Annotated in this window: 18 protein-coding genes; all 18 read left to right on the forward strand. The window is 40.9% G+C overall.

Features of this window, described 5'->3' with window-relative positions:
* Positions 1 to 171: 171 nt before the first annotated feature.
* The 18 genes from NSQ76_RS08815 to NSQ76_RS08900 all read left to right on the forward strand — a co-directional run bounded on the left by NSQ76_RS08815 (position 172) and on the right by NSQ76_RS08900 (position 23,105).
* Positions 172 to 900 (forward strand): ClpP family protease, encoded by a 729-nt coding sequence (locus NSQ76_RS08815; protein WP_024424124.1) that lies wholly within the window; start codon positions 172 to 174, stop codon positions 898 to 900.
* Positions 897 to 1,133: a YlzJ-like family protein gene (locus NSQ76_RS08820; RefSeq protein ID WP_008344712.1), complete on the forward strand. Its 237-nt coding sequence runs from the start codon at positions 897 to 899 to the stop codon at positions 1,131 to 1,133. Before NSQ76_RS08815 ends, NSQ76_RS08820 begins: the two co-directional genes overlap by 4 nt.
* 110 nt (positions 1,134 to 1,243) lie before the next feature.
* Positions 1,244 to 3,616: an FtsK/SpoIIIE family DNA translocase gene (locus NSQ76_RS08825; protein ID WP_172881510.1), complete on the forward strand. Its 2,373-nt coding sequence runs from the start codon at positions 1,244 to 1,246 to the stop codon at positions 3,614 to 3,616.
* A gap of 164 nt (positions 3,617 to 3,780) precedes the next feature.
* Complete coding sequence (locus NSQ76_RS08830; protein ID WP_024424122.1) at positions 3,781 to 4,506, forward strand: GntR family transcriptional regulator; 726 nt, start codon at positions 3,781 to 3,783, stop codon at positions 4,504 to 4,506.
* A gap of 102 nt (positions 4,507 to 4,608) precedes the next feature.
* The gene (locus NSQ76_RS08835) at positions 4,609 to 5,838 is read left to right on the forward strand and encodes an MFS transporter (protein ID WP_029706511.1); all 1,230 of its coding nucleotides are present in this window, start codon (positions 4,609 to 4,611) and stop codon (positions 5,836 to 5,838) included.
* Positions 5,839 to 6,149: 311 nt separating this feature from the next.
* A complete protein-coding gene (locus NSQ76_RS08840; protein ID WP_341053380.1) occupies positions 6,150 to 9,266 on the forward strand; it encodes an MMPL family transporter in 3,117 nt (1,038 codons plus the stop codon).
* Between the two features lie 145 nt (positions 9,267 to 9,411).
* A complete protein-coding gene (gene yfmF / locus NSQ76_RS08845) occupies positions 9,412 to 10,692 on the forward strand; it encodes an EF-P 5-aminopentanol modification-associated protein YfmF (protein WP_024427017.1) in 1,281 nt (426 codons plus the stop codon).
* Positions 10,689 to 11,981, forward strand: coding sequence for an EF-P 5-aminopentanol modification-associated protein YfmH (gene yfmH / locus NSQ76_RS08850; protein ID WP_025092606.1), 1,293 nt, complete (start codon positions 10,689 to 10,691; stop codon positions 11,979 to 11,981). The genes yfmF and yfmH overlap by 4 nt, the downstream gene beginning before the upstream one ends.
* Positions 11,982 to 12,132: 151 nt before the next feature.
* Positions 12,133 to 12,609, forward strand: coding sequence for a MarR family winged helix-turn-helix transcriptional regulator (locus NSQ76_RS08855; RefSeq protein WP_024424117.1), 477 nt, complete (start codon positions 12,133 to 12,135; stop codon positions 12,607 to 12,609).
* Complete coding sequence (locus NSQ76_RS08860; RefSeq protein ID WP_341053383.1) at positions 12,587 to 15,706, forward strand: MMPL family transporter; 3,120 nt, start codon at positions 12,587 to 12,589, stop codon at positions 15,704 to 15,706. Before NSQ76_RS08855 ends, NSQ76_RS08860 begins: the two co-directional genes overlap by 23 nt.
* 31 nt (positions 15,707 to 15,737) lie before the next feature.
* Positions 15,738 to 16,466, forward strand: a complete 729-nt coding sequence (gene ymfI / locus NSQ76_RS08865; RefSeq protein ID WP_024427021.1) for an elongation factor P 5-aminopentanone reductase — start codon at positions 15,738 to 15,740, stop codon at positions 16,464 to 16,466.
* Between the two features lie 73 nt (positions 16,467 to 16,539).
* Positions 16,540 to 16,797, forward strand: a complete 258-nt coding sequence (locus NSQ76_RS08870; RefSeq protein ID WP_024424114.1) for a DUF3243 domain-containing protein — start codon at positions 16,540 to 16,542, stop codon at positions 16,795 to 16,797.
* Positions 16,798 to 16,928: 131 nt separating this feature from the next.
* Entirely contained in the window at positions 16,929 to 17,720 is a 792-nt protein-coding gene (locus tag NSQ76_RS08875; RefSeq protein WP_003211480.1) for a DUF3388 domain-containing protein, read from the forward strand.
* 23 nt (positions 17,721 to 17,743) lie between these two features.
* On the forward strand, positions 17,744 to 18,643 hold the full coding sequence (locus NSQ76_RS08880) for a helix-turn-helix domain-containing protein (protein WP_151039480.1): 900 nt from the start codon (positions 17,744 to 17,746) through the stop codon (positions 18,641 to 18,643).
* Positions 18,644 to 18,717: 74 nt separating this feature from the next.
* Entirely contained in the window at positions 18,718 to 19,299 is a 582-nt protein-coding gene (pgsA, locus tag NSQ76_RS08885) for a CDP-diacylglycerol--glycerol-3-phosphate 3-phosphatidyltransferase (RefSeq protein WP_008358030.1), read from the forward strand.
* A gap of 16 nt (positions 19,300 to 19,315) precedes the next feature.
* Positions 19,316 to 20,566 (forward strand): competence/damage-inducible protein A, encoded by a 1,251-nt coding sequence (locus NSQ76_RS08890; protein ID WP_024424112.1) that lies wholly within the window; start codon positions 19,316 to 19,318, stop codon positions 20,564 to 20,566.
* Positions 20,567 to 20,743: 177 nt separating this feature from the next.
* Entirely contained in the window at positions 20,744 to 21,787 is a 1,044-nt protein-coding gene (gene recA / locus NSQ76_RS08895) for a recombinase RecA (protein WP_024424111.1), read from the forward strand.
* A gap of 142 nt (positions 21,788 to 21,929) precedes the next feature.
* Positions 21,930 to 23,105 (forward strand): serine hydrolase domain-containing protein, encoded by a 1,176-nt coding sequence (locus tag NSQ76_RS08900; RefSeq protein WP_341053388.1) that lies wholly within the window; start codon positions 21,930 to 21,932, stop codon positions 23,103 to 23,105.
* The last annotated feature ends 63 nt before the right edge of the window (positions 23,106 to 23,168 follow it).

Here is a 23,168-nt window from a genome sequence, read left to right on the forward strand (position 1 = left end):
ATTCGTGAGCACCGAAGCGTAGGACTGCGGGCGAATGCGAGGGTTTGTCTACACGCTAAGCCCAAGGAGCATAAGCTCTTTGGGCTTTTTTGATGTGGCATGAGGAATGCGGATGGAATATGCCCTATTTGTTCATAATAGGAGAAGAGTTTGAGGAAAGGATGGAGACAAATGGACGAAAAGAATGAACAGCAGCCTGAGCGAAAGCCAGAAGAAAAAGACAGCATTATGAGCAAAATACAGCAGCTTGGTGAAACAGCCGTTCCGCAGCTGCCGCAAGATACAAATATCCATTGCCTCACCATTATTGGACAAATTGAAGGCCATATGCAGCTTCCACCGCAAAATAAAACAACCAAATACGAACATGTCATTCCACAAATCGTAGCCGTTGAACAAAACCCTAAAATAGAAGGTCTTCTGATCATCTTAAATACAGTAGGGGGAGATGTTGAAGCGGGACTTGCGATTGCAGAAATGCTTGCTTCTTTATCAAAGCCAACTGTCTCAATTGTGCTTGGCGGCGGCCACTCGATAGGTGTGCCGATTGCTGTATCGTGTGACTATTCGTATATTGCAGAAACAGCTACGATGACCATTCATCCTGTGCGTTTAACAGGTCTTGTGATTGGTGTTCCGCAAACCTTTGAATACTTAGATAAAATGCAGGAAAGAGTCATTAACTTTGTCACAAGCCACTCCAACATTACAGAAGAGAAGTTTAAGGAGCTCATGTTCTCAAAAGGCAATTTGACGAGAGACATCGGAACAAATGTCGTTGGTCATGAGGCAGCAGAATACGGACTCATGAATGAAGTGGGCGGTGTAGGACAAGCAATTAAAAAGTTGAACGAACTTATCGGAGACAGGGCATCTCAAAACGAGGGGCTGATCCAATGATTTTATATACGCCTATGCCATATGAAGCCATTTACGCTGAGGAACAGGGAGAACGCAAACTCCAGCAGGTAAACATTCAAGGTGTGCCAGTGATGGTAGAAATGAAAGAAGATGAAGCAGAAATCGTTCAAGTCATGAGCACCAATCCAATGGATTTTCTCAATCAAGAGCTTGCACCAGGCAAGCGATTGAAGTTACATTTAGGCACCAATCAAACCGACTCATATGAATGATTCTATGCTATAATAAAGGGAAAACTTACAACAAGATGCAGCCAAAACCAGGCTGCTTTCTTTCTGATCTTTCGGTAGGTTATATTTTCTTTCGTAGTAAGGTGATGAGTATGGCTAAAAAGAGAAAACGGAAAACGAGAAAAAAACAAAATAAACAGCTAAAACTGAAATATGAATTAAATGGGTTAGTCTGTATTGCCATAGCGATCATTGCCATTTTACAGCTGGGCGTTGTTGGACAAACCTTTGTACATCTATTCCGATTCTTTGCAGGTGAATGGTTCATTCTCTGCCTTATCGGATTATTTCTTTTTGGTGTGACGATTTTCTGGAAAAAACAAATCCCAGATATTTTAACAAGAAGAAAAGCAGGTCTCTACTGCATCATTGCGAGTATCTTGCTTTTGTCACATGTGAAGCTCTTTCAGCATCTTTCATCTGCTGGCGTCATTGGATCTCAAAGTGTGATTAGAAATACATTTGAGCTTTTCTTGATGGATATGAAAGGTGAAACAGGATCGCCTGATTTAGGGGGCGGCATGATCGGCGCCGTCTTGTTTGCTGCTTCTTATTTCTTATTTGCGCAAGCAGGCTCGCAAATCATGGCGATTGTTCTGATGCTGATTGGAATTGTCCTGATTACAAACCGATCTCTTCAGGAAATGGTGAAAAAAGTGACGATTCCTGTATCACAATTTATGGTGAAGCAGTGGAAAGCCTTTGTTGAAGATATGAAAGGAATCAGGCAGGCGAAAAAGAGCGCGTCCTCTCAGAAAACAGGTGAAAAGAAAAAACGTTCACGCATTCAAGAAGAAGACGAGGATGATCTGATCTTGATCGAAGAGGAAACGCCGTCTTCTGATAATAGCCAGCCGATTATTTCAAGCTTTGCAGATAGAGATGACATTCTCACCCCGACGGTTCAAAAAAAGCAGGCGGCAACAGAGACAGCGCCTCTTCAGGACTCTGTGCAAAGTACACCAGTTCAATCAGATACAGCCGATGAACCAAAAGAGGCGCCTCCGATGACATTTACAGAACTTGAAAACAAAGATTATGAATTGCCGTCACTTGATATTTTGGCCGAGCCTCAGCATTCAGGTCAGCAAACAGATAAGAAAAATATATATGAAAATGCCAGAAAGCTTGAAAAAACATTTCAAAGCTTTGGTGTGAAAGCAAAAGTCACACAGGTTCATTTAGGTCCAGCTGTGACCAAATATGAAGTATATCCAGATGTCGGCGTGAAGGTCAGCAAAATCGTCAATCTAAGTGATGATTTAGCCCTTGCCCTTGCAGCAAAAGACATTCGAATTGAGGCGCCGATTCCTGGTAAATCAGCCATCGGCATCGAAGTTCCGAATGCAGAAATTGCGATGGTTTCATTAAAAGAGGTATTAGAATCGAAGCAAAATGACCGTCCAAATGCTAAGCTCCTCATTGGACTTGGCCGTAATATCTCGGGTGAAGCTGTTCTTGCTGAAATGAACAAAATGCCGCATTTGCTTGTAGCAGGTTCGACTGGAAGCGGAAAAAGTGTGTGTATCAATGGTATTATCACAAGCATTCTCATGAGAGCGAAGCCTCATGAAGTGAAAATGATGATGATTGATCCGAAAATGGTTGAATTAAATGTGTATAACGGCATTCCGCATCTTTTGGCTCCTGTCGTAACAGACCCTAAGAAAGCATCGCAGGCCCTTAAAAAAGTAGTCAGCGAAATGGAACGCCGCTATGAATTGTTTTCGCATACGGGGACAAGAAATATTGAAGGATACAATGATTACATTAAACGGATGAATCAAACAGAAGATGCTAAACAGCCAGAGCTTCCTTATATTGTTGTCATTGTAGACGAGCTTGCAGATTTAATGATGGTCGCTTCCTCTGATGTGGAAGATTCCATTACAAGACTTTCTCAAATGGCTCGTGCTGCGGGAATTCATTTGATTATCGCCACACAAAGACCTTCTGTCGATGTCATTACAGGTGTCATTAAAGCCAACATCCCGTCCCGTATTGCCTTTAGCGTATCCTCACAAACCGATTCAAGGACGATCCTTGATATGGGAGGCGCAGAAAAGCTGCTGGGCAGAGGGGACATGCTGTTTTTACCTGTTGGTGCAAACAAGCCGGTTCGTGTGCAAGGCGCCTTTTTATCAGATGAAGAAGTGGAACATGTTGTGGATCACGTGATCACACAGCAAAAAGCACAATACCAAGAGGAAATGATTCCGAGCGAAGAAACGCAGGATCAGCTTGCGGCTGTGGAAGATGATCTGTATGATGAAGCAGTAGAATTGATCATCGGTATGCAGACGGCTTCTGTTTCTATGCTGCAAAGAAGATTCCGCATCGGTTATACCCGGGCGGCACGTCTCATTGACGCAATGGAAGAGCGGGGCGTTGTAGGCCCGTATGAAGGAAGTAAACCGAGAGAAGTTCTGCTCTCAAAAGAACAATATGACGAGCTCTCTTCATAAATTGAAGAGAGCTTTCCTGAAAAACAGTAAACAATAGTATGATTATGTTAACTGGATGTCAGACTATTTATTTATTTGCAAAAACATGATATAGTTATGTTCAACTTATCTCGGAATAGAGATTTCTCATCTTATCATTTGCATTGATTAGACGGAGGGAAAACATGTCGACCAAAACAGACAATCGCCATTTATATTTGAAAGTGATTGACCGTATTAAAGAAGATATTCAAACAGGTGTATATGCTGAAAAAGAAAAACTGCCTTCTGAGTTTGAGCTCTCAAAACTTCTAGGTGTGAGCAGAGCGACACTGCGTGAGGCCCTTCGTATATTAGAAGAAGAGAAGTATTTAATTAGAAGGCATGGGGTAGGGACTTTCGTCAATTCAAGACCGCTTTTTTCGACAGGCATAGAACAGCTGACAAGTGTTACGAAAATGATTGAGCAAGTCAATATGACGCCTGGCACCATCTTTTTATCCTCGCAAGAAGGGGAGCCAACAGAGAATGATGTCATTCGTTTTCAGTGTGATAAATCTGATGGGATTTTTTCAATGGAACGCGTTCGAACGGCAGATGGGCAGCCAGTTGTTTATTGTTTAGATAAAATTCCGGTCAAACATCTTCCCGCTTCTTTTACACATGAAGAAGAGTCTCTTTTTGAGCTGTTTGGAAGAGAACCGCACAGCGGGATTAAATATGCAGTTGCTGACATTGAACCAATTGGCTACCACGATCAGGTCTCACCGATTCTAGATTGTGACCCTGAAACGGCGTTATTATTACTGAAACAAATGCACTATGATCAGGATGATCAGCCGGTCTTATACTCCCTCAATTATTTTCGAGCGGATAAATTCAGCTTTCATGTCATACGCAAACGATTTTAATAAGCAGTCGCTTCCATAGGCGGCTGCTTTTTGTTTGCCCATACATAATACTCGTCAAACTTGCCACACTAATACGTAACAGTATATAGAATTGGGTGAATGATGTTGGGCGAGAAAACAGTCAGTAAAAAGAATATCATTGCATTATCATCAGTGCCTCTAATCATGACACTAGGCAACTCGATGTTAATACCAGTATTGCCAGAGATAGAAAAGAAACTCTCGATTACTTCCTTTCAAGTCTCTCTCATTATTACGGTATATTCGGTTGTAGCCATCTTATGTATTCCAATCGCTGGTTACTTATCAGACCGGATTGGGCGGAAAAAGGTACTGCTGCCGTGTCTTTTAATCGCTGGACTTGGAGGAGCTGTGGCAGCAGTCGCCTCAACGATCATGAAAGAACCTTATATGTGGATTTTGTTTGGCAGGGTCCTTCAAGGGATTGGTTCAGCTGGAGCCGCACCTGTCGTTATGCCGTTTATTGGAGATTTGTTTCATGATGATGAAGAGGTCAGTGCCGGACTTGGCGCCATTGAAACCTCTAATACAGCAGGTAAGGTACTAAGCCCTATTATTGGGGCACTTCTTGCTTCATGGTTTTGGTTTGTGCCGTTTTGGTTCATTCCGTTCTTTTCGATCATCAGCTTTCTCATGGTACTGTTCATGGTAGAGTCGGCGAAAAAAGAGGAGGATCCGCCTACATTTAAAGAATTTTTAAAATCAACAAAGACCATTTTTAAGCATGAGGGACGCTGGCTTTATGCCATTTTTGCTATTGGCGGTTTTATTATGTTTCTTCTTTTTGGTGTGCTTTTTTACTTATCCGATAACCTAGAGGCAGCTTATCAAATAAAAGGCGTTAAAAAAGGACTCCTGCTGAGTATTCCGCTCCTTTTTCTATCAATCAGTTCCTACATTGCTGGAAAAACGATTGGAAAAGAAAAAGGAAAAATGAGAATCTTTTTAATCGTAGGGATGGCTTTGTTATCACTTTCTTATATTTTTTTATGGTGGAATCACAGCTTTTTCGTATTGTTTATCTGTTTAAGCATTGGCGGAGTGGGCATCGGTATTGTGCTGCCTGCACTTGATGCGCTGATTACAGAAGGAATTGAAAAAGAGCAGTGCGGTACCATTACGTCATTTTATAGCAGTATGCGTTTTATCGGTGTTGCTTTAGGACCTCCGATTTTTGCCTATCTAATGGATAAAGGGGACTCCATTGTTTTTATTCTCTCGACCATCTGCAGTCTCATTTCACTATTTTTGGTTCTCTTTTTCATCCAGCCAGATGAAGAGGATGAGAGTGAACAATTAAAAACGGTTTAAATATAGAAAAAAGATGGTATTTTGCCATCTTTTTTCTTTTTTATAAATTGACATGTAAAATTTTGATAGTTAAACTAATGTATAGTAATATCTTTTAAATTATCCCAAATTGGAGGTGTTCAAAAACATTCATTTTCTGTCTTTCTTTAGGCAGAAATTGATTTCGCGTGCTGATGATGGAGATATGCTTCTTCAACACGAAAGGACAATTGAATAGGTCATCCTGCCATTTGAAGGAGACGCAGTCAGCACTTCAGACACGCTCAAATACAGCAAATTGATTGAAGAAGTAGAAGGAGCTTGAAGCAGCTATGTTGCAAATAATTAAAGCAAGATGGATTGTATTAGTGGTGTGGATGATAACAGCTGTGATTCTGTTTATTACTGCGCCCGATTTAGAGGAATTAACAAGAGAAAAAGGGCAATTAAAGGTTCCGGAGGGGACACCAACAGCTGAGGCACTTCACCTATTGGATAAGCTGTCAGATAAGAACGGGAAAAAAGATACAGGTGTGCTTGTATTCTCCGAACAACATCTGTTCCCTGCGAAAGAGCAGGAATTAAAAAAGGCTTTAGCTGCACTCATGTCAAATGCCCCAGAACTCCACATTGACGGAATTACTTCGTATTTTCATGTAGATCCGGACATTCAAAAACAACTTTTATCAAAGGATAAAAGTACACTTCTTGTTCCATTCAAATTCGACCACTACGAAACAAAAGCTGTGAAGATTAAAGAACAAATTGAGGAAGTTTTAAAGCCCTATCATGTCTCATATGAAATAACGGGTCAAAAGTTTGTGGATTCAGATGTCATTCAAAGCTCTCAACAAGGTCTGAAGAAAACTGAACTTATCACGATGATTTTTATTTTCTTTATTTTAATTATTGTTTTCAGATCGATATTGGCACCTGTTGTTCCGCTCATTACGATAGGCATTTCTTACGCTGTCAGCCGGTGTATTGTGGCTTTTCTCGTAGAATATACACAATTTCCTCTATCTAATTTTACTCAGATTTTTATGGTAGCCATTATGTTCGGTATCGGAACAGATTATTGCATCCTGCTGTTAAGCCGTTTTAAAGAGGAGATCGGTCAAGGCCGTGATGTCAAAGAGTCGATTATCGTCACGTATCAATGTGCAGGGAAAACGGTATTTTTCAGCGGCTTAGCCGTGTTAGTCGGCTTCTCAAGTATTGGATTTGCTAAATTCCAATTGTATCAATCAGCCGTTAGTGTTGCCGTTGGAGTAGGCATTCTGCTGATTGCCCTTGTCACCATCGTTCCCTTTTTTATGTCTGTTTTCGGAAAATCTCTATTCTGGCCATCTAAAAGAGAAAACATTCGGCACCCGCAAAGTAAAATGTGGGAATGGGCTGGGCGTTTTTCATTTAAAAGGCCGCTGATCAGCTTAGGGTTAGTCGCTCTTATTACGGTACCTCCTATTCTGATGTACGACGGCACCCTATCTTATAACAGTTTAAATGAAATTGGGAATAAATATGAGTCGGTGTCAGCATTTAATACGATATCAGAGCAATTTGGTTTTGGTGAAGCGCTGCCGCTGAATGTGCTTGTCGAAAATGACCATAAGCTGGATAATCAAGAAAAGATTGTCATGATTGAAAAACTGACTCGTAAATTAAATGACATTGACGAAGTCAAAACAGTCCGCAGTGTCACGCGGCCTGTTGGGGACGGGCTGAGCCAGCTTTATGTCACCTCTCAAGCGAAAGAGCTTGGAGGAGAACTTGGCAAAGGCCATGAAGGAATCGGGAAAATTTCAGATGGTTTGACCGAAACAAATCTCGCTCTTCTCAAACAAAAACCAAAAATTGAAGAATCCGCTCAAGGCATTGACCAGCTGATTGATGGAACAAAAGCAATCAAAAGCGGTATCGGAGAAGTCAGGGAATCCTTAATCTCTTTAGAAGATGGGGTGAGACGCAGTAAGGAAGGCGTGGGCACCATTCGAAGTAAAATCAAAAAAGCGAAAAAAGAATTAGAGCAAGAATATCGCAGTAGCGAAACGATGATTCAAGAGCTAGATCGAGTGGTGAATACACTTGAACGCCATGCGAAATCGAATCAGCAGCTGATGACAACCATTAAGAAAGTAAGGGCATCCTATGAAAATCTATCATTTGAAGCACTAGAAAATCGTCTTCCAGAAGTAAAAGACGTGGATGAATATAAAGAAATCAAGAAGGTATTCAAAGAAACAAAAGGAATGCTTGATCAAGCAGGGGATCAAATGAGTGTATATGAAGAGGAAGCCGCTCACTTTAAGCAAAAGATCAAGCAGGCAGATCAAGTGATTCAAACCTTATCAAGCAAGCAAAAAGAAGTAAAACGCCAAGTACAAGCGCTCATGGATGGGCTTGATCAAATTTATGACGGCCTTGACCAAACAAATGAGGGCCAAAAACAATTGATTAAAGAAATGCCTAAAATCGAAGATGGTGCAGATCAGCTGACAGACGGCCAAAAAGCCATCAAAAAAGGATTTAGCCAGCTTTCATCAAAACTTACGTTGTTAACAGATGGATTAGGTGAAAGTATTGAAGGGCTTGAACAGGTCAAAAGCGGCTTCACCGAAGCTGACGGCTACTTAAAGCAGCTTCAGCAAGCGCCAGATGAAGAAATAACGGGCTGGTTTATTCCAGAAGAAGTGCTGAAACGCCAAGAATTTAAGCAAATCTTTCATACGTATATGTCTCCAGATCGTAAATTAACGACTTTTGAAGTCATTTTAAATGTGAATCCATACAGTAATGAAGCGATGAAAGGTGTCGCGAAAATTGAGGAAACCCTTGATCAATATTTACCTGAAAGTGGACTCAAAAATGCCAAATACGGTGTATCTGGTATCTCAAGCTTAAATGTGGACTTAAAAGAAACGTCTGACGGTGACTTTATTCGAACTGTTATCTTCATGTTAATTGGTATTTTTATTATTTTAATTATTTTATTACGGTCAATCGTCATGCCGATATACTTAACACTTTCACTGATTTTAACGTATTTTACATCAATCGGGTTAACAGAATGGATCTTTAAAACATTTTTTGGCTACGATGGTGTCAGCTGGGCTGTTCCATTTTTCAGCTTTGTCATTCTTGTGACGCTCGGGATCGATTATTCCATCTTCCTCATGGATCGTTTTAATGAATGGAAGGGAGAGCATGTACAAGCATCGATGATATCAGCGATGAGAAATATGGGTTCTGTTATTATTTCTGCAGTGGCCATTTTAGCAGGTACGTTCGCTGCTATGCTGCCATCAGGAGTATTATCGCTTGTTGAAATTGCAACAGTCGTACTCATTGGACTTTTATTATATGCTTTTGTTGTATTGCCGCTCTTTATTCCGGTCATGGTTCGTATTTTTGGTAAATGGAATTGGTGGCCGTTTAGAATGAAATAACGACTGGCGTCTCTGCTATGAGCAGAGGCGTTTTTATTTCCTATCCTTTCCTCTGATTGATATAATGTCTATTAAATGGCTGTTTCACGTATATATCAGCTATGTTCTAATACATAATAAATAGGATGAACAAAGGAGGTTTCTCATGACGTACTTACAAGAGAAGACACTGGACACACCGGGTCTTCATACTCATATTGTCAAAACAGAAAAATTTAAAACCGTGACAATCCTTTTTAAAATGCTTGCACCGCTATCCAAAGATGACGTCACCATGCGTTCTCTTTTCCCGCATGTGCTGTTAAGAGGAACAGAAAAGATGCCGAAAACAGGCGCACTGCGTGCCTATTTTGATGAGCTCTATGGAGCAACCGTTTCCGCCGACATGGCGAAAAAAGGTGAGAATCACATCATTACCTTTCGCCTAGAAATGGCGAATGAAAAATATTTAAAGGATCAAACCCCTTTACTAGAAAAAGGGATTGCCTTACTATCTGACCTATTATTCAACCCGTATGTTGAAGAAGGAGTATTTAGTCAATTATATGTGGATCAAGAAAAACGCACATTAAAACAGCGAATTCAGGCAGTTTATGATGACAAAATGCGTTATTCGAACTTAAGACTTGTGCAGGAAATGTGTAAAGGTGAACCATATGCGCTGCACGTCAATGGTGAAATGGAAGACATCGACGCAATCACACCTCACTCGCTCTTTGAAGCTTATGAGCATGCGCTTCAATCAAACCAGCTTGATCTTTATGTTGTCGGAGATGTTGACGAACAAGACATCAGCCGCATGGTCTCCCAATACTTTAAAACAAGTGAAAGAGAACCAGTCAAACAGCAGGCTGAATCAGCAAGGCCTCAAAATGAACCAAAAGAAGTCATTGATGAAGAGGACGTGAAACAAGGCAAGCTGAATATCGGCTTTCGTACACATACAACGATTGCAGATAAAGATTATCCGGCGCTGCATTTGTTTAATGGTATATTCGGCGGTTTCTCGCATTCTAAGCTATTCATTAATGTTCGTGAAAAGGCAAGTCTTGCGTACTATGCTGTGTCTAGACTTGAGAGCTTTAAAGGCTTGATGATGGTCATGTCAGGGATTGAAGTCGGCAACTATCAGCAGGCAGTAGACATCATCAAAGAACAATTTGAAGCGATGCAAAAAGGTGATTTTTCAGATGAAGCAATTGATCAAACAAAAGCAGTCGTCAAAAACCAGCTGCTTGAAACGATCGATACGTCTTATGGAACAGCAGAATATTTGTATCAGCATGCCGTTGTTCCAACTGGGGAAACCCTTGATTCCTTTTTAGAAGCATTAGACCGAGTGACAAAAGAGGACATCATCAAAGTGGGTCAGAAAATCGAATGGGATACGACCTATTTTCTTAAAGGAACGGAGGGTGCTTCATGACAGTGAAAACAATTCAATTCGATCAGCTGCAAGAAACGGTCTATCACGAAAAAATGGAAAGCGGACTTGACGTCTATGTGCTGCCAAAGCAAGGGTTTAACAAAACCTATGCGACCTTTACAACAAAATATGGCTCTGTCGATAACGAATTTGTGCCGCTTGGAAAAGAAGACATGATTCGAGTGCCTGACGGAATTGCCCATTTCTTAGAGCATAAGCTATTTGAAAAAGAAGATGGAGACGTGTTTCATACTTTTAGTAAACAGGGAGCATCCGCAAACGCTTTTACAACGTTTACGAGAACGGCTTATTTATTTTCAAGCACCTCAAATGTCGAACAAAACCTTGAGACACTCATTGATTTTGTTCAAGAGCCTTATTTTACTGAAAAAACAGTCGAAAAAGAAAAGGGCATCATTGGTCAAGAAATTAACATGTATGATGACAATCCGGACTGGCGTTTATTCTTTGGTCTGATTGAAAATTTATATCAAGAGCATCCTGTGAGAATAGATATTGCTGGAACAGTAGAGAGCATTGCCCCTATTACAAAAGATCATTTGTATGAATGCTATGAAACGTTCTATCACCCGAGCAATATGCTTCTATTCGTCGTCGGGCCTGTTGATCCGAAGCAAATTTTAGATCAAGTCAGAGCGAATCAGGCGAAAAAGCCATTTACAGACCAGCCGGAGATCAAACGAAAAGACATCAATGAGCCAGAAGGTGTGTACCGGAAAGAATACGAACTTCCAATGAACGTACAAGGCTCTAAATGTATGTTCGGTTTGAAAACAAAGAACCCGCATAAAAAAGGAAATCAGCTGCTAAAGCATGAGCTTGGGATGAACCTCATTTTAGAGACGCTGTTTGGCAAAAGCTCCTTACAATATGAACAGATGTATGAAAAAGGCTTAATTGATGAAACATTCAGCTACGATTATACAGAAGAGGGCGGCTTTGGCTTCACTTCAGTTGGCGGGGATACAAATGATCCTGATCAACTCGCAAAGGTATTAAAAGAAACCCTTCTTCAAGCAAAAAGCCTCATGACAGAAGAGAAAATTGAACTCGCGCGCAAGAAAAAAATCGGCAGCTTTTTAAAAGCCATGAATTCTCCAGAATATATTGCGAACCAATTTACTCGATATGCATTCTTAGACATGAGCTTATTTGATGTCGTCACAATGCTGGAACAAATTCAATTAGCTGATATTCAGCAAATTTTAGATGAAGAAATTGATGAAGAACGGATGTCTGTTTTCAAAGTCGTCCCAAAAACAAAATAAATTTAAAAAGACAAACTCATATCGGCAGAGTTTGTCTTTTTTATGTTCATTGAAAAAGCAGCTTTATTTACGAGGATATTGATTGACAATTGTTTTGGTTATTAGTTAAACTCTTTAATAGTTAAACACTTAAACTAAAAAGGAGCAGCGTATGGAACAAAATAAAATTGCCCAGCTTATCCAAAGGTATACAGATGTCTATCTCATGTTGGAGAAAAAAGTATCGAGTATGATCACCGAAAAGCTTGATAAAGAGCTGACGCTTGATCAATATTACTCGCTTCGATACATCAATCTACATCCAGGATGTACATCAACGGACCTGGCTTATGTATGTAATGTAAACAAAAGTGCTGTAACATCCATGACTAATCGTCTTTTTACGAAAAACTATATTTTTCGTGAACATGATCAAGCTGACAGAAGGAATGTTCACCTGTACGTCACGCCCGAGGGCAAAGAAGTGGTCAGCCGAATGGAAAAGCAGCTTCAAGACCTGGTTCGGTCTTATTTTGAAAAGCTTGAAGAAAAAGAAATGGAATCATTTATTCAAACATATGAAAAGATCTATCAAGTGATCATCGAAGAGGAGGCACAAATTACTAATGAGAGCAATCATAAAGGGTAGATGGCTGATCACGATTCTGTGGATCGTATTAGCGGCAGTGTTACTCATCACCGCTCCTAATATGGCGCAATTAACAAAAGAAAAGGGACAAATTTCTGTACCAGACGGCTATCCGTCTTCATATGCCAATCAGTTATTAGAGAAAATGTCTAAAAACGGTGATACAGAAAAATCAATCGTGATTGTTTTTCAAGAAAAGAACATTGTGAAAGAAAGAGAAACATCTTTAAAAAAGGCAATGGACATTTTAGAAAAGGATCAAGATCTCCACATAGAAGACATCACTTCTTACTTTGAAGCCAATAAAGATATCAAAAAACAAATGCTCTCAAAAGATCAAACGACGCTCCTTGTTCCAGTTACATATGACTCAAACAAAATCAAAGCGTCCGATTTTAAAGAAAGAGTCAATGAAAAGCTGAAAAGCTTAAACCTGAAATTTGAAATGACAGGGCAGCCGTTAATTGATGATGATGTCATCACAAGTTCGCAGGAAGGCCTGAAGAAAACAGAGTTCATTACGATTGGGTTTATTCTCGTCGTCCTTGTTCTAGTCTTTAGGTCAGCTGTGGCGCCTTTCGTTCCGTTAGTCGCAGTGGCACTGTCTTACTTGGTGAGTCAATCGATCGTGGCTTATTTAGTGAAATATTTAGACTTCCCGCTCTCGACCTTTACTCAGATCTTTATGGTCGCGATCATGTTTGGAATTGGAACGGACTACTGCATACTGCTTCTCAGCCGCTTTAAAGAAGAGATCGCACACGGTAAAGATAAAATTGAAGCCATTCTGATTACGTATAAAACAGCAGGAAAGACCGTCTTATTCAGCGGAATTGCGGTTCTGATCGGTTTTACATGTATTGGTCTTGCACAATTCCAGCTTTATAAATCAGCTGTTGCAGTAGCAGTCGGGGTTGCTGTGCTCATTGTGGCCCTTCTCACGATTGTGCCGTTCTTCATGGCGGTTTTAGGAAAAGTGTTATTTTGGCCGATTAAAGGCGATATTGCCCATCCGCAGTCAAAAATGTGGGAAACAGCAGGCCGCTTTTCATTTAAGAAACCGCTTTTCAGCTTATTAATCGTAGGAATCATTACACTTCCACCCATTCTGATGTATAAAGGAACCCTTTCTTATAACAGCTTAGATGAAATCGGTAATAAATACGAATCGGTCAACGCATTCAATACCATTTCTGACAAGTTTGGACCGGGTGAAGCACTCCCAGCAACAGTGGTCGTGAAATCATCTGACCTTTTAGACAACAATGAAGGGCTGATTGCCGTCGAAAAACTCAGCCGTGCAATTGAACAAACAGATGGGGTCAGTAAAGTCAGAAGTGCCACCCGTCCTGTCGGTAAAGGGCTGAGTGATCTGTATGTGAAATCACAAGCCAAAGAACTGAACACAGGACTTGATAAAAGCAATGAAGGCTTGAAAAAAATCCAAGATGCACTAACGACAATGAGTCAATCCATTGAGGATCAAACGCCGCAAATCAAATCCTCTGGAAAAGGCATTAATCAATTGATTTCTGGTACTGAATCGGTACAAACAGGTATTCAAAATGTTGAAAAATCCTTAAGAAAATTACAAAACGGCATCGACCAAAACAAAAAAGGTGTAGCAGCCATTAAAGAAGAAATCAAAGGTGCGAAAAAGGAATTAACAGCTCAAGTCGCACAAGTGAATCAGCAAGTTTCGCTGTATAAAAGCATTTCGAAAGAATTAAAGGCGGCATTAGCGCAAGTGGATACGTCATCCTCTGCCGCAGCAGATGTAAAAGCGTTAATCAAACAAGCAAATACACAATTTAATACACTTGAAAAGCAAATCCCGCAAGTAAAAGAAAATCAATCGTATCAAGCGATTAAAGCTTCGTACAATGAACTTTCTGCGACCTTGCAAGAAGGGGCGAAACAGGCAGACAGCTATGCCAAACAAGCGAAGGAAGCTAGAAAGCAGCTAGAAGCAGCTGATGCCTTTATTGCAAAAGCTTCTGAGCAGCAAAAAGTCTTGACGAATCAAATCGATGAACTCATTGCGGGCTTAGATGCTATCGAAACTGGACTGGATCAAACGTCTAAAGGTCAAGGACAAATAGCTGATAATATGCCAAAGCTTGCAAATGGAGCGGGCGATATCATTAATGGCCAAAAGCAAATGAAAGAAAAGATTGGCGGCTTTGGGGATGATCTGACCAAGCTGACAGGTGGCCTGAATAAAAGTGTAAAAGGACTGGAGAAAATTTCGAGCGGCTTAATGGGTGCAGGTGACTACTTAGATGAACTGAAAAATGCACCAGATCAAGACATGGCCGGCTGGTTTATTCCAAAAGACGTCTTGAAAAATAAAGCATTCAAGCAAGTATTTGATTCATACATGTCAGATGATCGCAAGATGACAAAGATTGATGTCATTTTAGAGAAAAATCCATATGGAAATGACGCCTTGTCGACGATTAAACAAGTGGAAGCTTCTGTCGAGCGGGCACTTCCTGAAACAAACCTAAAAGATGCATCATTTGGCGTCTCAGGTGTATCAAGTATGAACGCTGATCTAAAACAACTGTCAGACCAAGATTTCAATAAGACAGTGCTTTACATGATGATTGGTATTTTCCTTATTTTGGTGATCTTGTTCCGTTCGCTTGTCATGCCGCTTTACTTGGTAGGTTCACTCATATTGACTTACTTTACAGCAATCGGTGTAACAGAATTTATTTTCACCCATTTCTTCGGATATCCTGGCATTAACTGGGCTGTACCATTCTTTGGATTTGTGATTTTAATGGCGCTCGGAGTCGATTATTCGATTTTCTTAATGGAGCGGTTCAATGAATACAAAACAAAAGACATCCAGTTTGCCATGACTGAATCAATGAAAAATATGGGGTCTGTCATTATGTCTGCTGCTGTTATTTTGGCAGGAACATTTGCCGCCATGCTTCCATCAGGTGTGCTGTCTCTCCTGCAGATTGCAACACTTGTCCTCACAGGACTTTTACTGTACGCACTCGTTGTGCTACCATTGTTCGTACCTGTAATGGTGAAATTGTTCGGATCAGCCAACTGGTTCCCATTTAAACGAAAAGAATAGGTATTCTATATAGAAAGAAGGAATCAATGTGATGAGTCGTTGGGCGCTGATAACAGGTGCCAGTGGCGGGATTGGGCAGGCAGCAGCGAAAAAGCTTGCCCAAGAAGGCTGCCATGTGATGCTCCATTATCATAAAAATGAACAGGCAGCTGTGCGCCTCGCCGCTCATTTGGATGAGGCATATTCCATTCAAACGCACGTCGTTCAAGCCGATTTATCTAAAACGGGCGGAGCAGATGAGCTTGTCAGCCGTCTGCCGCTCTGTCCAGATATTCTTGTTTTAAACAGCGGCAGAAGCCATGTCGGATTGGTGACAGACACAGAAAAAGACGTATTAGCCAGTATGGTGCAGCTTCATGTCACAAGTCCATATGAGCTTACCCAATCCCTTTTACCCGCCATGATTCGAAAGAAAGCAGGCCATATCATTGCGGTCAGCTCGATATGGGGAGAAACGGGAGCATCATGTGAAGTGCTGTACAGCATGGTCAAAGGTGCGCAAAATGCGTTTATCAAAGGATTAGCAAAAGAGCTTGCTCCAAGTGGAATTAGAGCAAATGCTGTCTCGCCAGGTGCTGTCAAAACAGACATGATGAATCGTTTTACGCAGGAAGACATCGCAATGCTGGAAGAAGAAATTCCGCTTGGCCGGCTTGCATCGCCTGAGGAGGTTGCAGATGTCATTTGGTTTCTCGCCTCAAAACAGTCAAGTTATATCACAGGTCAAATTTTATCTGTCAATGGCGGCTGGTACTGTTAAAAAACGTGTATAATTCGGCTCTCCATGACAAAAGCTATGGCTGTAATTCATCTTTTCGAATGGAGGAATCGACATGTCTGTACTTGAGAACTGGGACCATTGGAAAAACTTTTTAGGTGATCGCTTAAATCATGCGCAGGATAAAGGTTTAGAAGATGAGACCATCAATAACCTTGCGTATGAAATTGGCGGATATCTAGCTAACGAAGTTGAGGCAAAGAACGAGCAGGAAAGAGTACTTGCTGACCTTTGGAGCGTTGCATCAGAAGATGAGCAGCGTGCCATTGCAAATATGATGGTCAAGCTGGTTGAAAATAATAGCTCGCACTAAACAAAAAGAGAGGTCGTTTGTGCCTCTCTTTTTATTTTAACCGTTTCACAACATTGTGCTTTCTAAAAATGTGAAAATGCTTTATGATAAAGGAAGGTAAAAATTTGCCACAATGAAGGGGGTAATATCATTTGGCAAAGCTCGAATGGTATTTTGAATATGAGATACAGGTAAACCGTCCCGGACTTTTAGGAGACATTTCTTCTCTAATGGGGATGCTTTCAATTAATATTGTGACAATTAATGGTGTTGATGTATCAAGACGCGGAATGCTTTTACGCTGTGACCACACAGATCAAATTAAGCGGCTTGAATCAATTTTAAATACAATGGAAACGATAAAAGTAACGAAATTAAGACAGCCGAAGCTTCGTGACCGCTTAGCTGTTCGTCATGGAAGATACATACAGCGTGATGCGGATGACAAAAAGACGTTCCGTTTTGAAAGAGACGAGCTCGGTCTTCTTGTTGATTTTATGGCTGAACTCTTTAAAAAAGAAGGACATAAATTGATTGGGATTCGCGGAATGCCGCGTGTCGGAAAAACAGAATCAATTGTGGCTTCAAGTGTTTGTGCAAGCAAGAGATGGCTGTTTGTATCATCAACTCTTTTGAAACAGACGATTCGAAGTCAGCTGATCGCAGATGAATACAGCCCAGATAACGTCTTTATTATTGATGGGATTGTGTCGACAAGAAGAGGTTCTGAGAAGCACTTGCAGCTTTTAAGGGAAATTATGAGACTGCCGGCAACGAAGGTGGTCGAGCATCCAGACATCTTTATTCAAAATTCAGAATATACAATGGATGATTTCGACTATATCATTGAATTGCGTAATAGCGCAGACGAAGAGATTACATATGAACACGCTGAAGAACCACAAGTGTTTGATCATTCTGGTTTTTCCGGCTTCGATTTTTAATATGGTAATGGTAGGTGTTTGTTTTGACTGAATTGGGAAAACGGCTCGTTGAGGCCAGAGAGGAAAAAGGGATGTCGCTGGAGGATCTTCAGACGGTGACCAAGATCCAAAAGCGCTATTTGCTAGCAATCGAACAAGGAAACTATGATATTATTCCAGGTAAATTTTACGTCAGAGCGTTTATTAAACAATATGCCGAAGCCGTTGGACTGAATCCTGAACAATTGTTCGAAGAATTTCGTAAAGATGTTCCAAGCACGTATAACGATGAAGTATCTGATAAATTATCGAATATTAAGCCGCAAAGAGAGCTGCCAAAGCCTGCTTCGAAAGTGCTTGAACTATTGCCGACAATTTTAATTATTGGAGGCATCATTGTGGTCATCGCCATCATTTATGTGATCGTGCAGGCGGTCAATCATGATAGCGGACAGAAGAATAATCAGGCGGCTCCTCAGCAATCAGAATCTAAATATGAAGTATCTGAGGATTCATCTCTTGCAAAAGATCAAAAGAAAAAAGAAAAAGCTTCGTCAGATGATAAAGAAAAATCATCTAAAAAAGATGATTCATCAAAAGACGATGAAACTGTATCTTTAAAGGCGACGAATACAGAAGGCTCGACAACAACGTATGAAGTATCAGGTGCAGACGAAATGGAGTTAAAAATTTCTGCCTCGCAAGCTTCATGGCTGCGTGTAAGAGACGAATCTGGAAAAGTGCTGAAGATGGGTGAACTAAAAGATGGCGAATCGTTTAAAACAGACCTGTCTGATCTTTCTCAGGTCGATATCCGTCTAGGCAATGCGTCTGGAATTGATATCAAGGTAAATGAAGAGACACTTAAGTACGAATTAGACCCTAAGGACACCATGACACAAAACATTGTGATTGTGAATAAAGGAAAGGAAAAGTCATCTTAAGCAAGTAGATGACTTTTCTTTTGTTCCTACTATTATATACATAATAAAATTGCATTATTGGAGGATTGGATTTCATGTTTAACTTACCGAATAAAATAACCCTTTCTAGGATCGCCTTGATCCCTGTTTTTATGATTATTATGCTTGCACCGCTAGATTGGGGTGTTGCGCGCTTTGGCGACGTCAGCATCGAAGTGACGCACCTTGTTGGAGCGATCCTGTTTATTGTTGCTTCAACAACTGACTGGATTGATGGATACTATGCACGTAAGCTTAATTTAGTGACGAACTTTGGTAAATTTTTAGATCCGCTTGCAGATAAATTGCTTGTTTCAGCTGCTTTAATTATACTTGTTCAATACAACCTCACACCGGCATGGATGGCGATTGTGATCATCAGCCGTGAATTTGCTGTAACAGGTCTAAGGCTTGTATTAGCCGGAGGCGGTGAAGTAGTGGCAGCGAATATGCTTGGAAAAGTGAAGACATGGGCGCAGATCATTGCGATTTCAGCACTTTTACTGCATAACCTGCCGTTTGAACTTGTGTCATTCCCGTTTGGTGATCTAGCGATGTGGGTAGCGGTGTTCTTCACTGTTGTCTCAGGCTGGGATTACTTTGCAAAAAACTGGGAAGCTTTAAAGAATTCTAACTAAAAAGGACGTGTACGCTTTGAAGTCAGAGAGAAAAGCAGAAATTATTGCAGTCGGTTCCGAACTATTGCTAGGGCAAATTACGAATACGAATGCACAATTCATCAGCAAACAACTAGCTGAAATTGGTGTGAATGTTTATTATCACACAGCAGTTGGTGACAATCCAGAGCGTTTAAAACAGGCCATTCAGGTGGCGCAGGAAAGATCTAATTTTATTATCTTCTCAGGTGGTCTTGGACCAACCAAAGATGACTTAACAAAAGAAACCATTGCGAGTACGCTTGGCAAAGAGCTTGTACTAAATGAAGAAGCATTTGAATCAATTCAAGACTACTTTCTAAAGACCGGACGCGTTATGTCACCGAACAACCGTAAGCAGGCACTCGTTCTAGAAGGGTCTGATGTGCTCGTGAACCGTTTCGGGATGGCCCCGGGTATGTTTGTTCAAGAAGACGATACGTTTTATATGCTTCTTCCTGGACCGCCAAGTGAACTGCACCCGATGTTTGAAAACGAGGCAAAGCCGCTGATTTCTGAGAAACTTGGCTTAAAGGAAAAGATCGTGTCTGTTGTTCTGCGCTTCTTCGGAATCGGTGAATCGCAGCTTGAAACAGACCTAGAAGATTTAATTGATGCTCAAACCAACCCGACGATTGCACCACTCGCATCTGACGGTGAAGTGACGCTAAGGCTGACTGCTAAGCATGAGGATGAAAAAGAAACAGAGCGTCTGTTAAAAGAAACAGAAGCGCAAATTTTAGCGCGGGTAGGAGAGTACTTCTACGGATATGGGGATACATCACTTGTCCGCGAAGCGTCCAAAGCCTTGCACGAGCACGGGAAAACAGTAGCAGCAGCAGAAAGCCTGACTGGCGGAATGTTCTCCGAATGGCTGACAGATCTCGAAGGAGCATCATCCATTTTGAACGGAAGTGTGGTTTGTTATACAAACCAAGTCAAGCAGCAGGTACTTGGCTGCCGGGAAGAAACATTGTCTTCTCATGGTGCTGTCAGCAAAGAGTGTGCTTTAGAGCTTGCTGAAGGGGTTAGAAAGCTGACCGGAAGTGATATTGGCATTAGCTTTACGGGTGTAGCAGGACCTGATACCCAAGAGGGTCAGCCTGTTGGAAAAGTGTTCATTGGACTATCGACGAAAGACCAGACGGACGTGTTTGAATGGATGTTTACAGGCAGCCGGTCAGGCATTCGAAAGCGCGCTGTGAAATATGGTCTGCATCACTTACTCAACTTATTAAAAGAGAGTTAATTTTGTTTTTTGTTAGGTTTACTCCTTTATAAAAGAGCGTTTTTTCTAATAGAAAACACTCTTTTCTTAAGAAATCTGCCAAGAAAAAAACGAATATGTGTTCGTTTTTTTCTTGGCAAATGACGTAAAACAAGGTATAGTATAGATAGTGGAATTGATAAAGGAGGAAACAATAGAATGAGTGATCGTCAAGCAGCCTTAGATATGGCTCTTAAACAAATAGAAAAACAGTTTGGTAAAGGCTCTATTATGAAACTAGGAGAGCAAACAGATACACGTATTTCAACAGTACCTAGTGGTTCGTTAGCACTTGATACTGCGCTTGGAATAGGCGGATATCCCCGAGGCCGTATTATCGAAGTATATGGTCCAGAGAGTTCTGGTAAAACGACAGTAGCCCTTCATGCCATTGCTGAAGTTCAGCAGCAGGGAGGACAAGCTGCATTTATTGATGCAGAGCATGCACTCGATCCAGTTTACGCTCAAAAACTAGGTGTCAACATTGATGAACTGTTACTTTCTCAGCCGGATACAGGAGAGCAAGCACTTGAAATTGCAGAAGCTCTTGTCCGCAGCGGGGCAGTTGATATTGTTGTTATTGACTCTGTAGCTGCTCTTGTACCAAAAGCAGAGATTGAAGGAGATATGGGTGATTCACACGTTGGTCTTCAAGCACGTTTGATGTCCCAAGCACTTCGTAAACTATCAGGTGCTATCAATAAATCAAAAACAATTGCCATCTTTATTAACCAAATTCGTGAAAAAGTTGGGGTCATGTTCGGTAACCCTGAAACAACGCCAGGTGGACGTGCGCTGAAGTTCTATTCGTCTGTTCGTTTAGAAGTGCGCCGTGCTGAACAGCTGAAACAAGGCAATGACATTATGGGGAATAAAACGAGAATTAAAGTGGTCAAAAACAAAGTAGCACCGCCATTCCGTATTGCCGAAGTAGACATTATGTACGGTGAAGGGATCTCAAAAGAGGGAGAAATCATCGACCTTGGAAGCGAGCTAGATATCGTACAAAAGAGCGGTGCTTGGTATTCTTACCAAGAGGAACGTCTTGGACAAGGCCGTGAAAATGCGAAACAGTTCCTAAAAGAAAATAAAGATATCATGCTGATGATCCAGGAGCAAATTCGCGAACATTACGGTTTGGATAATAACGGAACAGTGCAGCAGGAATCTGAAGAGGCGCTAGAACAATTAGAATTAGAATAAAATAAAATCAGTATGAAATGATAAAAAAGGCTGGGTGAAAAACTCAGCCTTTTTTATTTTTGCAAAAAACTTTCGACAACTTTTTCAGTACTTCATCCGTCTAAAGTGTACAAAATGGAATTTATTTTGGGAGGAAAAAATAATGACAAGCCCGACCCGCAGAAGAACTGCCAAACGCAGACGGAGAAAACCTAGTCAGAGGGGAAAACTTGTGCTTGTTTTTTTATCAGCGATGATTTGCTTTACGATGTGGAATGTGCTTCATCGAAATAGTGAAGAGAACAACCCGTTTCAAAAAACTGCAGTAGCCTTAGAAAACAGCCAGAATAAAGAAGTTAAAAGGGAAACCGCCAAAAAATCAGAGAAACAAATCAAAACAGTGGACCGTAATCACAAAATCAGCAGTTATTTAAATGGGATCGGTTTCAGCGGAACAGTCATGATTGTTAGAAATGGAGAAATCGTAACAAATAAAGGTTTTGGTTATGCAGACCGTAAACAAAAAATTCGAAATAATCCTTTGACATCTTTTTATGTCGGTTCGTCACAAAAAGCGCTGATTGCAACCGCTATTTTGCAGCTTGAGGAAAAGGGGAAACTTCAGACAAGTGCTCCGGTAAGCACGTATTTACCTCATTTCCCTAACGGACAAACGATTACTTTGAAAAATCTGCTGACACATACATCGGGAATAAACGGACATATTGAAGGAAATGGTGTAATTACTCCGGACGAATTAATAAAAGACATAGAACGTCAGGGAATTAATCGTCAGCCAGGCGTATGGAGCTACAAGGATTCCAACTATTCTGTTCTTGCTTATATTGTGGCTGAAGTGAGCGGTGAGTCCTATGAACAATATATAACGAATCATATTTTTAAACCGGCGGGTATGACGCATGCAGGCTTTTACAAAACATATGAAAAAGAACCTTATCCTGCTGTCGGGTATAAGCTGAAAGGCAGCAAAGCGGTTACACCGTATATGCCCGATCTATCTCAGCTTTACGGTGCTGGAGATATTTATATGAGTGCTATAGATATGTACAAATTTGACCAAGCTCTGATAGACGGCAAACTGTATTCGCAGAAGAGCTATAAAAAGATGTTTACGCCAGGAAGCAGCTCCACATACGGAATGGGATTTTATGTTGCTCCCGGTAGCTATTCAAACCATGGTGTCATGCCGGGCTTCAACATTTTGAACAGCTTTAGCAAATCTGGGCAAACCATCGTTGTTTTGTTTTCAAATATACAAAATAACACTAAACTGGGCCAAGTAAACAATAAAGTATATCAGCTGCTGAATCAAGAATAATTCTGATCTGCTTTTGCAAACGCTAAGATGGCTAGCTTGACAAGTATTTCCGACACAATTACA

The sequence above is a fragment of the Bacillus sp. FSL M8-0256 genome (genome assembly GCF_038005765.1).
Classification (GTDB): Bacteria; Bacillota; Bacilli; order Bacillales; family Bacillaceae; genus Bacillus; species Bacillus safensis.